Annotated in this window: 12 protein-coding genes and 2 pseudogenes; 7 read left to right on the top strand and 7 right to left on the bottom strand. The window is 75.4% G+C overall.

Features of this window, described 5'->3' with window-relative positions:
* Positions 1-2: 2 nt before the first annotated feature.
* On the bottom strand, positions 3-746 hold the full coding sequence (locus ACFP3R_RS29510; protein ID WP_380640624.1) for a class I SAM-dependent methyltransferase: 744 nt from the start codon (positions 744-746) through the stop codon (positions 3-5).
* A 323-nt stretch (positions 747-1,069) separates the two neighbouring features.
* On the opposite strand from ACFP3R_RS29510, the pseudogene ACFP3R_RS29505 reads away from it, so the two are divergent.
* The 6 genes and pseudogenes from ACFP3R_RS29505 to ACFP3R_RS29480 form a co-directional block, all read left to right on the top strand.
* Positions 1,070-1,841 (top strand): annotated as a pseudogene (locus ACFP3R_RS29505) (sensor histidine kinase); the annotation flags it as partial.
* Positions 1,838-2,167, top strand: a pseudogene (locus tag ACFP3R_RS29500) (response regulator transcription factor); the annotation flags it as partial. The pseudogenes ACFP3R_RS29505 and ACFP3R_RS29500, both read left to right, overlap by 4 nt.
* Before the next feature lie 275 nt (positions 2,168-2,442).
* Complete coding sequence (locus ACFP3R_RS29495) at positions 2,443-3,666, top strand: PP2C family protein-serine/threonine phosphatase (protein WP_380640622.1); 1,224 nt, start codon at positions 2,443-2,445, stop codon at positions 3,664-3,666.
* A gap of 108 nt (positions 3,667-3,774) precedes the next feature.
* Positions 3,775-4,188: an ATP-binding protein gene (locus tag ACFP3R_RS29490; RefSeq protein ID WP_380640620.1), complete on the top strand. Its 414-nt coding sequence runs from the start codon at positions 3,775-3,777 to the stop codon at positions 4,186-4,188.
* Between the two features lie 562 nt (positions 4,189-4,750).
* On the top strand, positions 4,751-5,281 hold the full coding sequence (locus ACFP3R_RS29485) for an EF-hand domain-containing protein (RefSeq protein WP_380640618.1): 531 nt from the start codon (positions 4,751-4,753) through the stop codon (positions 5,279-5,281).
* Between the two features lie 9 nt (positions 5,282-5,290).
* Positions 5,291-6,199, top strand: a complete 909-nt coding sequence (locus tag ACFP3R_RS29480) for an SAM-dependent methyltransferase (RefSeq protein ID WP_380640616.1) — start codon at positions 5,291-5,293, stop codon at positions 6,197-6,199.
* A gap of 19 nt (positions 6,200-6,218) precedes the next feature.
* Here ACFP3R_RS29480 and ACFP3R_RS29475 read toward each other — a convergent pair whose 3' ends face one another.
* Both ACFP3R_RS29475 and ACFP3R_RS29470 read right to left on the bottom strand, forming a co-directional pair.
* Positions 6,219-6,434, bottom strand: a complete 216-nt coding sequence (locus tag ACFP3R_RS29475; protein ID WP_380640614.1) for a hypothetical protein — start codon at positions 6,432-6,434, stop codon at positions 6,219-6,221.
* A gap of 295 nt (positions 6,435-6,729) precedes the next feature.
* Positions 6,730-7,575: an NAD(P)H-binding protein gene (locus tag ACFP3R_RS29470; protein ID WP_380640612.1), complete on the bottom strand. Its 846-nt coding sequence runs from the start codon at positions 7,573-7,575 to the stop codon at positions 6,730-6,732.
* Positions 7,576-7,664: 89 nt separating this feature from the next.
* Between ACFP3R_RS29470 and ACFP3R_RS29465 the strand changes: the two genes are divergently transcribed.
* The gene (locus tag ACFP3R_RS29465) at positions 7,665-8,603 is read left to right on the top strand and encodes an AraC family transcriptional regulator (RefSeq protein WP_380640610.1); all 939 of its coding nucleotides are present in this window, start codon (positions 7,665-7,667) and stop codon (positions 8,601-8,603) included.
* Between the two features lie 13 nt (positions 8,604-8,616).
* Here the strand turns inward: ACFP3R_RS29465 and ACFP3R_RS29460 are convergent, their stop codons facing one another.
* The 4 genes from ACFP3R_RS29460 to ACFP3R_RS29445 form a co-directional block, all read right to left on the bottom strand.
* Positions 8,617-9,186, bottom strand: coding sequence for a hypothetical protein (locus ACFP3R_RS29460; RefSeq protein ID WP_380640608.1), 570 nt, complete (start codon positions 9,184-9,186; stop codon positions 8,617-8,619).
* Between the two features lie 62 nt (positions 9,187-9,248).
* The gene (locus ACFP3R_RS29455; RefSeq protein WP_380640606.1) at positions 9,249-11,609 is read right to left on the bottom strand and encodes an ATP-binding protein; all 2,361 of its coding nucleotides are present in this window, start codon (positions 11,607-11,609) and stop codon (positions 9,249-9,251) included.
* Positions 11,610-11,814: 205 nt separating this feature from the next.
* Entirely contained in the window at positions 11,815-12,807 is a 993-nt protein-coding gene (locus ACFP3R_RS29450) for an ABC transporter ATP-binding protein (protein ID WP_380640604.1), read from the bottom strand.
* Entirely contained in the window at positions 12,800-13,774 is a 975-nt protein-coding gene (locus ACFP3R_RS29445; protein WP_380640602.1) for an ABC transporter ATP-binding protein, read from the bottom strand. Before ACFP3R_RS29445 ends, ACFP3R_RS29450 begins: the two co-directional genes overlap by 8 nt.
* Positions 13,775-13,778: the final 4 nt, after the last annotated feature.

Here is a 13,778-nt window from a genome sequence, read left to right as displayed (position 1 = left end):
GGTCAGGCGGCCTCCAGGACGAAGAACAGGAAGCACAGGAAGGCTTCCCGGTCCACGAACTCCTCGGGGAACAGCTCGCGGGCGCGCGGCCCGGGGGGCGGCTCGCCGATCACGGCCGTGCGGAAGCCGGCGGCGGTGAAGGCGTCGGTCATCGCGTGCAGCGGCCGGTGCCAGTTCGCGAGCACAGCCTGGCGGCCGTTGAAGGTGTGCTCGTCGGACCACAGGGTGGTCGCGAAGTAGTCGGCCCCGGGGAACATCAGCTTGTAGACGCCGGGGTGGTTGACGGCGATGATCAGCCGGCCGCCTGGCTTGAGCACGCGCCGCAGCTCGGCCAGCGGCGCGGTCCAGTCCTCCAGGTAGTGCAGCACCAGCGCCGAGACGACGTCGTCGAACGCGCCGTCCGGGAACGGCAGGGGGTCGGCCAGGTCCGCGACCCGCAGGTCCGCGTCGGCGCCGAGCCGCCGCCGGGCCAGCCCCACCATCGTGGTGCTGGCGTCGAAGCCGCTGACGTCGGCGCCCCGGTCGCGCAGCGCCGCGAACAGGGGGCCGGAGCCGCACCCGGCGTCGAGCACCTTCCGGCCGGCCACGTCCCCGGCCAGGTCCAGCATGGCGGGCAGCGTGTAGTGGGCGTTGACGAGGCTGGTCTCGTTCTCGACCGCGTAAGCCTCGCCGAAGGCGTCGTAGTCGTTGGCCGCGACCTCGACCTCGTCGACGGAGGTGGTGGAACTCTCGGGGACGACAGGCATGGCCTCCACAGTGGCACAGCGGACCCGCGCCGCGCCGGCCGATCGCGCACCGCACCGGCCACTCCCGGCACGACGGCCGCCACGGCTCCGCCCCGCCCGGCGCGGCCACCGCCCGCCACCCGAGGACCACGCCGGCCAACCCCAGCAGCCCCGCGAGCAGGGCCGCGGTCCGCCCGGCGCCCACGGCGTAGGCGTCGGCGGCCGAGGGCAGGCCCGGAACCGGTTCGGCGAGCGCGGTCCCGCCGAACCGGGCGGTGGCGACGGCGACCAGGTCACATACGGACATGGGGTGCTCCTCCTGCGACTTCTCCCGCCGCCACCGGGTCGGGTTCGACGTGCCCGCGGTCGCGTACCTGTTCGCGGTGTACGCCGCGGTGCGGGCGGGGCACCGGGCCGTCGCGGTGGCGGGGTCGGTGGTCATGCTGGTCGCCCTGCCGCCGGCGATCCTGGCCTCCCCCCACGACTGGCCCGTGGGTGAGGTGCTCACGCAGTCCCGGGACGTCCTCCAGCCGGCCTGGCTGATCGCCGCCGGCGCGGCGGGCGAGGCGCTGCGGCAGGCCGAGCGCCGGGCGGACGAGGCCGAGCGCAGCCGCGAGGAGACCGCGCGCCGCCGCGCCGACGAGGAGCGGCTGCACATCGCGCGGGAGCCGCACGACTCGCTCACCCACCGGATCTCGGTCATCGAGGTGCGGTCCGAGGTCGCCGTCCACCTGGCCGCGCAAGCGGGGCGAGCAGGTGCCGGAGGCGCTGCCGGCGATCCGGGAGGCCGGTCGCGAGGCGGCCCGCGAGCTGCGGGCGACCCTGGAGGCGCTGCGCGACGACTACGCGCACCCGCCGCACGGGCTCGACCACGTCCCGGAACCGGTGCGGCGGGCCCGGAGCGCCGGCCTGGACGCGGAGCTGACGATCGACGGGGAGCGCGAGGACGTGCCGGCCTCGGTGGGGCGGACCGCCTACCGGGTCGTCCAGGAGTCGCTGACCGACATCGCCCGCCACGCCGCGGCCACCACCGCGTCGGTCCGGATCGACCACCGCCCCGACGCCCTGGCGATCCGGGTCGACGACGACGGCGGGGCCACGCCGGACGCCGCGCCGCGGGCGTGGCGCCGGCCCGGGAGCACCTGCCCGACATCGCGCTCGTCGACATCTCGATGCCGCTCGTCGACGGCATCGAGGCGACCCGGCGGATCGCCGCGGACCCGGCCCTGGCCGCCGTGCACGTGGTCGTCCTCACCAACCACCGCTTCGACGAGCACGTCTTCCACGCGCTGCGCGCCGGGGTGGCCGAGCAGGTGGTGATCAGCCCGCTGACCGCGAAGACACACGTCAACCGGGCGATGACCAAGCTCCGGGCCCGTGACCGCGCCCAGCTCGTGGTCCTCGCGCACGAGTCCGGCCTGGTGACCCCGCACGGCTCCTGACCCCGGGGTTCGGGAGGCGCGGTGCGGGCCGGCGACCCGTACTCCGGCGCCGGCCCGCACCGCGCGTCCAGACCGGTGCGGGTGCTGTGTTTTCAACACCGAGCGGTCTGGTGAGGACCCCCGGCAACGCGGTCCTACCGCACCTCGCGCGAGTGCGGCACTCCCCGGTTACCCACCAACGGGTGACCCACACGACTTCGACGTCCGTCGAAACCTGATCGGCCCGGCGGGGACACCTCCGAGCCCTTCCCCCGGGGTTCACCTACGCTTTTGCGGTGCTCGAAGAAGAGGGACCCTGGCAGGCGGTGTTCGCGCGCATCGTCAACCAGTCGCACCTCGCCACCGCCGACGACCTGATGGGCATCGTGGACGGGGCGGCCGCGCTGGTCGGGGTGGCGGTGGAGCTCTACCTGGTCGACCTCGGCGAGCGGGAGCTGCACCCGGTGCGCCGGGGCGCCGGGCCGTCGCTGTCGGTGGAGGCCACCCTGGCGGGCCGGGTGTTCGCCCGGCTGGACATCGCCGTCTCGGTGGTCGAGGGCGAGGCCCCGCACCTGTGGGTGCCGGTGCTCGACGGCACCGAACGGCTCGGCGTGGCCCGGATGACCCTGCCCCCGGACGCCGACCCGCACGACCGGGTGCTGCGCGGGTACTGCTGGGCGCTGGCCGGGCAGCTCGCGCACCTCGTGCTGAGCAAGCAGCTCTACAGCGACCTGTTCCACCGCGTGCGCCGCACCAGGCCGCTGTCGGTGGCCGCCGAGCTGCTGTGGCAGCTGCTGCCGCCGAAGGTGTTCGCCAGCGACCGGGTGGTCATCGCCGCGGCGATGGAGCCCTACGACCGGGTCGGCGGCGACGGCTTCGACTACGCCGTGGACGACGGCCACGCCTACGTGGCGATCTTCGACGCGATGGGCCACGACCTGCACGCGGGCCTGACCACCTCCATCGCCCTGGCCGCCACCCGCAACGCCCGCCGGGCGGGCGCCGACCTGATCGCCGCCGCCGAGCTGGCCGACGACACCATCGCCGCCCACCGCCCGGCCGACACCTTCACCTACGCCACCGCGTTCCTGACGCACCTGGACCTGGACACCGGCGAGCTGCACTACCTCAACGCCGGGCACCCGCCGCCCGTGGTGCTGCGGGAGGGCCGCGTGGTCCGGCTGCTCGACGGCGGCGGACGCACCGCCCTGGGCCTGGGCTCCATCGACACCGCCAAGCCCGAGGTGCAGCACGAGCAGCTGCAACCCGGCGACCGCGTGCTGTTCTACAGCGACGGCGTGGTCGAGGCCCGCAGCCCCGGTGGCGAGTTCTTCGGCCTGGACCGGCTGGTCGACCTCACCGAGCGCCACGAAGCCGCCGGCCTGCCCGCGCCCGAGACGCTGCGCCGTGTCGTGCGCGCCGTGCTCGACCACCAGCGCGACCACCTCCAGGACGACGCCACCCTCCTGATGGTGGAGTGGACGACGACCGACCAGGTCACCCTGCTGCCCACCCTGTGACACACCACCGTCCCACGGTTGGTCGTCCCCAACACGATCAGTGTGCTCGTCGGGTAAACGGGTACCTCATCGGGTGAGGAGTCGTCACCGGAGGAGAACGTGACAATCGTGGACATCGACGATCGCCCCGGACCGCTGCGGTCCCCGACCCTGGAGCTGGGCGACGACGTCACCCCGCTGGTGTCGGTGCGCCGGTGGGCGGGAGGCGAGCTGGCCGACCTGGTCGACGACGACCTGGACGACTGCGTCCTGGTGGTGACCGAACTGGTCGCCAACGCCTACGACCACGGTCACGCGCCCCGCCGCGTCCGCCTGCGGCGCTCGTCCGAGCCCTGCGTGGTCCGCATCGAGGTCGACGACGTGTCCTCCGAGCGCCCCACCCTCGGCCGCTCCCGGCTCGGTCCCCACCGCGGGCGGGGCCTGGTCCTCGTCGCCAACCTGTCCGAGGACTGGGGGGTGGACCACCACCCGCACGGCAAGACGGTCTGGGCCGAGATCCCCTGCGCCCTCGCCGCGCGGTGACGTCGCGGTCGCGCACCGCGCCGACGCCGTCCTGGTCGAGAACCGCCGCGACGTCACGACCGCTGCCCCGGGCGGTCGGCCGCCCGGCGACGGCGTGATCCGCCCGGCCGCGCGCACCGGCTCCCCGAACGACAACCGGCCCCTCCTCCGCCACCTCGCCATCACCGACCGGACCACCCGGGAGAGCCCCTGCGCGGGCGACTCCGGTTCCGCGACATCACCGCGGTCGACACCACCCGGGCGGTCCGCTGACCGGTCCGGTCACCGCGCGGACCTCCGCAGGCGGGCGAGCCGGACACGCCCATAGCGCAACGAAATCACCCGTTCGGAGGGACACCTCCCTGTTGGTGCGGGGGTCACCCACTCACCGGGTGTCTTCAACACGTCCGGGTGAGGCACATCGGGGGTCGGACAGGAGCACGGGATGAGTCCACCGGCAACACTGCGCTGCGCGCTCCCGGAACGCGGTCGTCGTCCGGGTGGGTGAGCCCCCGAACCGTGGCACAGTGACCCACCGGCCACCGGCCACCCACCCACCCGCACGATGAAGGGACCGTCCCCCATGCAGACCGAAGCCCAGGCCCGGATCGGACTCGTGTTCTCCCTGTTCGACGTCAACGGGAACGGCCGGGTCGAGGCCGACGACTTCGAGGCGATGGCCGGGCGCGTCGACGCGGTGGCCACCGCGTCCGACGACGCGGCGCGCGCGCGGATGACCGCCGCCTTCCGCGGCTACTGGGAGACGCTGGCCACCGAGCTGGACACCGACCGCGACGGCTCGGTCACCCCCGACGAGTTCGCCGCGTGCGTGCTGTCGCCGGAGCGGTTCGAGGACACCGTGGCGGAGTTCGCCGAGTCACTCGCCGCGCTGGGCGACCCGGACGGCGACGGCCGCATCGAGCGCCCGCTGTTCATCGACCTGATGACCGCGATCGGCTTCGAGACGGCGAACACCAACGCGCTGTTCGACGCGTTCGGCCCCTCCGGGGCCGACGAGGTCGAGGTGCCCACGTGGGTCGAGGCGATCAAGGACTACTACCGGCCGGACAAGGCGGGCATCTCCGGTGACCTCCTGGTCGGCGGGACGGGCTGAGGCGGGCGCGTGACGACGGGAGGGGACGTCCCCGTGTCCACCGGGCAGGACGGGATCGACGTCGGGGTCGGCCGAACCGCGTTGCTGGTCGCCGCGGCGAGGGCGATCGAGGCGCGCCGCGCCGACCGGCTCGCCGAAGACGTGTACGCCGAGCACTTCGTGCGGGCGGCGCCGGCCTCGGCCGGGTGGCCGGTGCGCCCCGAGGAGGTGCCCGACGGCGACGCCGACCCGCTGTGGGGGCGACTGGCCCGCTACTTCGGGTTGCGCACGAGGGTGTTCGACGACTTCCTGCTGCGGTCGGCGCACGCGGGCGCGCGGCAGGTCGTGCTGCTGGGCGCGGGGCTGGACACGCGGGCGCTGCGCCTGGACTGGCCGGCGGGCGTCAGCGTGTTCGAGCTCGACCGGGGACCGGTGCTGGCGTTCAAGCAGCGGGTCCTCGACGGGCTGGGGGCGCGCCCGCGGGCCGCGCGCGTGCCGGTGGCCGTCGACCTGGGGCACGACTGGGCGTCGGTGCTGACCGCGGGCGGCTTCGTCCCGGGTGAACCCACGGCCTGGCTGGTGGAGGGCCTGATCATGTACCTGACGCCCGCCGCCGAGCAGCGGCTGGTGGCCACCGCCGACCGGCTGTCGGCGGCGGGCAGCGCGCTGGCCTACGAGACCAAGTCGCGCCCGACCTCGCCGGCCATCGTCGCCCACCCCCTCTACACCGGGGCGGCGACCAGGATCGGCGTGGACCTGGTCGCGCTGTTCGACCCGGGCCCCCGGCCCGACTCGGCGGCCGACCTCGCCGGCCGCGGCTGGTCCACGACCACCCGCACGCCGTTCGAGTTCACCGCCCGGCACGGCCGCGGCCCCGAACCGGAGGCGGACGACCCGCTCGGCGACAACCGCTGGGTGTTCGCGGAGAAGCCGGCGTAGGTCCCACGACCCCCGGGACCTACCGGGCGCTCCGGCGGTGCGTCGCCAGGCCCACCACGGCGACGACGACGAGCGCCAGGCCCGCCACGAGACCGATGGCCGGGAAGACGGCGACCTCGCCGGCTCGGGCCATCCGCCAGCCGTTGAGGGCCGTGAAGAGCACCCCGACCAGCAGGTAGAGCGCCGACAGGCGGGTGCTGGAGGGGATGAAGCGTTGACGGGTGGCAGACGTCACGGTACCTCCATCGGCAGGGTTGTGATCACAGGTCCCGTACCCCGCCCCGCGGCACCGCCAAACCCCGTGGACGCGCCATGACGGCCACGTCGAGGAGCGCGGCCGGGCGCGGCGCGGGCGGCCGGCCGGGTGCAAGGGGGCAGGCGCGAATCGCCGGGCGCGGGCGGCCAGGCACGGGCGGATGGGTGGGCGCGGGCGGCCGGGCGCGAGCGTGCGGCCGGGCGCGAGCGACCCCGGTCGTGCCCCCGGCACCGGGAAACCGGCGGCCGCCGGGCCGCCGATCCCCCGCTGACGCTCAGGCCGGCCAACCACCCGCGGCGGCGGTGGACGCGGCGAACTCGGCGAAGGTCCGCGGCGGGCGGCCGAGGGCCCGCCACACGCCGTCGGAGACGTACTCGTCCGCGCCCTTCCCCAGCGGCTCCACGACATCGGCGAAGACCTCGGCGTCCGCGCGCGGCACCCCCTGCCCGCCGAGTTCCGCGATGTAGTCCTCAGTGGACAGCGGCACGTAGCGGATGTCGCGCCCGGTGGCCCCGGAGATCGTCGCGACCGCCTCGGCCAGCGTCACCGCCCGGGGTCCGGACAGCTCGTAGACCTGGCCCGCGTGCCGGTCCTCGGTCAGCGCGGCGACCACCACGGCGGCGATGTCCTCGGCGTCGACGAAGCTCGCGGCCCCGTCGCCGGCGGGCAGCCGCAGCTCCCCGGCGCGCACGGCGTCGGCGAAGAAGCCCTCGCTGAAGTTCTGCGCGAACCAGCCGGGCCGGCTGATCGTCCACTCCAGACCGCTCCCCCGCACGGCGGCCTCGCTGTCGAGGAGACCCTCCAGGACCCCGCCGCCGTCCCGGACGTAGTCCGGGTCGTCGATACCGCGCCCCGAGGCCAGCACGACCCGCCGCACCCCGTGCCGCACCGCCAGTTCGACGAACGGGCGGACGAGCTTCGTGCCGTCCAGCTGCACGACGTACGCGGACCGCACGCCCTCCAGGGCGGCGTCCCAGGTGCCGCGGTCGTGCCAGTCGAAGGGGTGCTCGCCGGTGCGGGCCGCCGCGCGGACGGGCAGCCCCGCGGCCCGCAGTCGGGCGACGACGCGGCGACCGGACTTGCCGGTCGCCCCGGTGACCAGGACGGGGTGTTCAGCCATGACCCCAGTCAACCGGCCTCGCCTGAGACGATCCATGGCTGAGCAGCTCACTTCGATGTCAGGGCGTCCACGCCGGCTACGCTGGGGACGTGGACGTCGTGTCGGAGCTGTTGGCGGACGTGCGGGCGCGCGGCGCGGTCTTCCGCCGCACGACCATGCGACCGCCCTGGGCCCTGCGGATGGCCGGCGGCGCCCCGTTGACGCTGGCCACGATGCTGCGTGGCCGGGCCTGGATCGTCCCCGACCGGCACGAGCCGGTGGCCGTCGGGACCGGCGACGTCGCCCTGGTCCGCGGCGACGTGCCCTACGCGGTGGCCGACGACCCCTCGACCACCCCGTCCCTGGTGGTGACCAGCGCCGACTACTGCCCGAGTGCCCGGGGCGTCGAGTACGCGCCGGGGCCCGCCCGGACCTGCGGCACCCCGGACGAAGGGGCCGCCGTGCTGCTCAGCGGGGCGTTCGAGCGCCGGGGGGAGCTCAGCGAACGGCTGCTGCGCGCGCTGCCCCCCGTGCTGGTGGTGCCGGCGGGTCCCTCCCCCTCGGTGGAGTCGGTGGCCGAGGAGGTCGCCGAGGAGCGGCCGGGGCAGCAGGTCGTGCTGGACCGGCTGCTGGACCTGATGCTGGTCTCCGCGCTGCGCGGCTGGTTCGACACCCCGGGCGCCGACGTCCCGGCCTGGTGCCGCGCGCCGGCCGACCCGGTGGCGGGCGCCGCGCTCCGGCTGCTGCACGACGCGCCCGCGCACCCGTGGACGGTGGCGGCCCTGGCGGGCGGGGTCGGGGTGTCGCGGGCCGCGCTCGCCCGGCGGTTCACCGCCGCGGTCGGCGAACCGCCGATGACCTACCTCACGGGTTGGCGGATCGCGCTGGCCGCGGACCTGCTGCGGCGGACCGACGACACGGTGGCCACGATCGCGAGGAAAGTGGGCTACGCCAACGCTTTCGCGCTCAGCGTGGCGTTCAAGCGGCTGCGCGGCGTGCGGCCCGGCGATCACCGGGCCTCACGGCCGGCGCAGTGGCGAGCGGGCTGACCCGCGCGCCGGGTCAGTCGTCCTCGCCGCCCTCGTCGCTCCCCCACGGGCCGACGACCGCGAGCGCCGCCTCGCCCTCCTCGAACGCCGAGAACAGGTCCGCCCCCGCCGCCGGACCCTCGCGCACCAGCAGCACCACCGGCTGCCCGCCGTCCTCGGTGCCGGGGTCGAAGCCGGTGGCGATTTCCCGGCGCAGCAGCGGCACACCGCCGTCCACCAGCGGGGCCGCGCGCAGGTGCGCGGCGGCGGCGACGAGTTCCTCCCCGTACTTCGGCACCACCTCGTCGAACACCCCGGGCGAGGTCAGCAGGAGCACGCCCAGCCGGTCGCCGGCGCGCTCGTAGCGCATCCCCAGGTCGAACGGGAGCAGGTAGAACACGCACTCCTCGGCCTCGTGGCCCCGGTCCATCAGGGCGTTGACCACCCACTGGCCCGGGTCGTCCGCGGTCGGGTCGATCCCGATCACGACCAGTTCGGCCTCGCCGCCCTCGCCGGTCCCGGCCCCGTCTCCGTCCTCGTCCTCGTCCTCGTCCTCGTCGAAGGCCGGCACGACGGCGACCCACATCTGCTCCGCATCACCCATGGTGAGGATCCAAGCACCAGCGGCGAACGGCGCACCGGTCGGCTCGACCGCCCCCGCCGCGCTCACGGTCCGAGCAGCGCGCGTATCCCGGCCGCGGTCACCGGGTCGTTCAGGTCCTCGCACAGCGCGAGGGCCTCCCGCCGGCAGTCGAGGGCCGCCGCGGTCTCACCGGTGGCGCGCAGGGCGCGACCGAGACCGGTCAGGGTGCGGACCGCGCTCCAGCGGTCGCCGACCTCCTCGTGCAGGGCCGCGGCCCGCCGGAACTCGGCCACGGCCGCCTCGGACGACCCCCGCCCGAGGTGGACGTGACCGATGCCGCCCCGGGCGAAGCCCTCGGCCTGCCGGTGCCCGATGTCGCCGAACAGGCCGAGCGCCTCGCGCAGGACCTGTTCCGCGTCGTCCCACCGACCCAGGTCCAGGTAGGTCTCGCCGAGGCTGTGCAGCGTCCACGCCTGCCCCCACCGGCTGTCGCCGCGCCGCCACAGCGCCAGCGCCTCGCCCAGGTGCGCCAACGCCTCGTCGGGACGTCCCTGGAGGCGGTGGGCGTAGCCCAGGTTGCTCAGCGCCTCCCTGATCCCCCACCCGTCCCCGACCTCGCGGAAGAGGTCCAGCGCCTGCCGCCCGTACTCGGGGGCCTCGCCCGTCCGGTGCATGCTGAAGTGGGCCTCCCGGAGCGAGTGCAGCGTCCACCCCTCGCCGCGGCGGTCGCCGATCGCCCTGGCCGACGCCAGGCCGGTGGTCAGCGCGGCGATCCAGTCCCGCCAGTGCTTGCGGAGGAAGAAGAACCCCCACAGCGCGACCGGCAGCCGCCAGGCGAGCGAGTGCTCGCCGCGGTCGGCCGCGAGCCGGATCGCGGCCATCAGGTTGACGTGCTCGCGATCGCACCACGCCGCGGCGCCCCGGTGGTCGGTGAAGGGCGCGGGCGGGACGTCGGCCCCCCGGTGGTCGAACGGCACGCAGTACGACCGGCGGGTCAGCAGGTGGTCGGCGGCGTCGGCCACCCGCAGGTACCACTCCAGCAGGCGGCGCACCGCCGCCGCGCCGTCGGCCGTCGTCTCCTCGGCCCCGGCCCGCTCGACCGCGTACAGCCGCAGCAGGTCGTGGAACCCGTAGCGCCCCCGGTCGACCTCGATGAGCAGGTTGGCGTCCACCAGCGCCTCCAGCGCCGACCGGGCCTCGGACTCCGGCACGCCCGCCAGCGCGGCGGCGGCCGGGACGCCGAACTCGGGACCGGGGTGCCGGCCGAGCCCGCGGAACACGCGCGCCACGCCGGCGGGCAGTTTCCGGTAGGACCAGGAGAACACCGCGCGCACGGCCCCGGCCCCGTCGTCGGCGGAGGCGGCAGAGGTGGAGGCGGCAGAGGTGGAGGCGGCAGAGGTGGAGGCGGCAGAGGTGGAGGCGGTGGCAGCCCCGTCGTCGGCGGAGGCAGTCGCGGTGGCGGTGGAGCCAGTGGCGGTGGAGCCGGTGGCGAGCAGGTCGAGCCGGTGCTGTTCGGCGGCGAACTCGCCGACCAGGTCGGAGACGGTCCAGTGCGCGCTCCGCGCGACCCGTTCCCCCGCGATCCCCAGCGCCAGCGGCAGGTGCCCGCACAGCCGCGCCAGCTCACCGGCGGCCTCCGGCTCGGCGGCCAGCCGCTCGGCCCCCGCGGCGGCACCCAGCAGCGCCACCGACTCGGCCGGGGGCAGCACGTCCAGCACGACCCGCCGGGCGCCCGCGCCCGCGACCAGCCCGGCCAGGCGGTTGCGGCTCGTCACGACGACCGCGCACGTGGCGGAGCCGGGCAGCAGGGGGCGGACCTGGCCGACGTCGACCGCGTTGTCCAGCACCACCAGCACCCGCCGGTCCGCCAGCAGCGAGCGGTACAGCGCGGCCGTCTCGTCCAGCGGCCCGGGAATCCGCTCGGGCGCGACGCCGAGGGCCCGGACGAACGAGTCGAGCGCCTGGTGCGCGGGCACCGGCGCGGTCGGGTCGAACCCGCGCAGGTCCACGTACAGCTGGCCGTCGGGGAAGCGCGGGCTCCCGCGGTGGGCCCAGTGGACGGCCAGGGTGGTCTTGCCCACCCCCGGCGGGCCCGTGACCACGGCGACCGCGACCGCCCGGCCCGCCGCGAGGAACCCGTCGAGCCGCCGCAGGTCGTCCGCGCGGCCGGTGAAGTCGGGGACGTCGAGCGGGAGCTGACGGGGGACCGGCAGGACCGGTTCCCCCGACCGGTGGAGGTGCAGCCCGCCGTGGATGCCACCGGCCTGCACCACCGCGCCGGCGTTGCCCGAGAAGGAGTTCCGCGTGTCGTCGGCCCGCTGCACGCCCCCATCCTGGGGCAGCGGGGGTGGCGGGGGAACGCCGCTCCCCCGCCACCCCCGTCGGATCACGCGGTTGGCCGCGGCGCGCACGGTGGTCGTCGCGGCCTCCAGGACGTTGTCCACGGGGTTGTCGTCGCCGACGTCGTCACGGCGGGGGTGCGGGAGTACCAGACCGACGGCACGGTCGCCGTCCGGCTCACCGGGGTGCGGCCGGGTGCCGCCGATCGGCCGCGCCGACGCCGGTCCCCGGGACGGGGGTCACCCGGGGGACCGGCGCCCACGGCCACGCCGGTCCCCCGGGCGTCGGCCTCGTGTCCGGCGACCCGGCTCAGGGGACGACGTGGCGCTCCTCCGCGAAGTGGCACGCGCTGGGGTGGCCGCCGCGGTCCACCAGGAGCGGCTCCTCGGTCGCGCACACGTCGCGCGCCTTCCAGCACCGGGTGCGGAACCGGCAGCCCGACGGCGGGTCGATCGGCGACGGCACGTCACCGGTCAGCCGGATCACGTCCCGCTGCCCGCGCAGCTCCGGGTCGGGCACCGGCACGGCCGACAGCAGGGCCTGCGTGTACGGGTGCGTGGGGTGCTCGTAGATCTCCCGCTCGGTGCCGATCTCCACGATCTTCCCGAGGTACATCACGGCCACCCGGTCGGACAGGTGCCGCACCACGGACAGGTCGTGCGCGATGAACACGTACGACAGCCCGAACTCGCCCTGCAACCCCGCCAGCAGGTTCATCACCTGCGCCTGGATGGACACGTCCAGCGCGGACACCGGCTCGTCGCACACGATCACCTTCGGCCGCAGCGCCAGCGCCCGCGCGATCCCGATCCGCTGCCGCTGCCCGCCGGAGAACTGGTGCGGGTAGCGGTTGAGGTGCTCCGGGTTCAGGCCGACCACGTCGAGCAGCTCCCGCACCCGCCCCGCCCGCGACCCCTTCGGCGCGACCTCCGGGTGGATGTCGAACGGCTCGCCGACGATGTCGCCGACGGTCATCCTCGGGTTGAGCGAGGTGTACGGGTCCTGGAGCACGATCTGCATGTCCCGCCGCCACGCCTTCAGCGCCGCGCCCCGGAGCGGGAACATCGGCTCGCCCTCGAACAGGGCCGTGCCGGACGTGGGCGGTTCCAGGCGCATCAGCACCTGGGCCAGCGTCGACTTCCCGCAGCCCGACTCGCCGACCACGCCCAGCGTCTCCCCCGCCGCCAGCGAGAACGACACGCCGTCCACGGCGCGCACCTGGCCGATCGTGCGCCGGAACAGCACCCCGCGCGTCACCGGGAAGTGCTTGACCAGGTCCCGGACCTCCAGCAGCTCAGCCACGGACGACCTCCTCCGCGAAGTGGCACGCACTGCCCCGCCCCGGCCCCAGCGGCACGAACGCGGGCACGTCCACCGCGCACACGGCCTCGGCGCGCGGGCACCGCGGGTGGAACGGGCACCCCGGCGGGATGCGCAGCAGGCTCGGCGGCAGCCCCTTGATGGTCTCCAGCGCCGAGTGCTTCGACGAGTCCAGGCGGGGCAGCGACCGCATCAGCGCGGCCGTGTAGGGGTGGCCGGGCGAGCGGAACAGCGACACCGCGTCGGCCTCCTCCACGATGCGCCCCGCGTACATGACCGCGATCCGGTCCGCGACCTCCGCGACCACGCCCAGGTCGTGCGTGATCAGCACCAGGCCCATGGACCGCTCGCGCTGGATCTCCCGCAGCAGGTCCATGATCTGCGCCTGCACGGTCACGTCGAGCGCGGTCGTCGGCTCGTCGGCGATGAGCACCTCGGGGTTGAGCGCGAGCGCCATCGCGATCATCGCCCGCTGCCTCATGCCGCCGGAGAACTGGTGCGGGTACTCGCGGACCCGCTGCTTGGCCGACGGGATGCGCACGAGGTCCAGCAGCTCGATCGCCCGCGTCCGCGCGTCCTTGCGGCTCAGGCCGCGCCGCAGCCGCAGCTGCTCCTCGATCTGGAACCCGACGGTGAACACCGGGTTCAGCGCGGACAGCGCGTCCTGGAAGATCATCGCCACGCCGGACGCCCGCACCGCGCGCCGCCGTTCCGGCGAGGCGGTCAGCAGCTCCTCGCCGTGGAACCGCACCGAGCCGCGGGTGACGAACGCGGGCGGCGTGTCCAGGATGCCCATGACGGCCTGGGCGGTGACGCTCTTGCCCGACCCCGACTCCCCGAGCACGGCCAGCGTCTCGCCCGCCGCCACCCGGTAGCTCACGCCGTTGAGCACCCGCGCCACGCCGTCGCGCGTGCGGAACTCGACGTGCAGGTCCTCCACTTCCAGCACAGCC

It is taken from the genome of Saccharothrix lopnurensis (genome assembly GCF_042658445.1).
Lineage (GTDB): Bacteria > Actinomycetota > Actinomycetes > Mycobacteriales > Pseudonocardiaceae > Actinosynnema > Actinosynnema lopnurensis.
The sequence above is the reverse complement of the archived record's forward strand: the minus strand, read 5'-3'. Positions and strand labels throughout refer to the sequence as shown.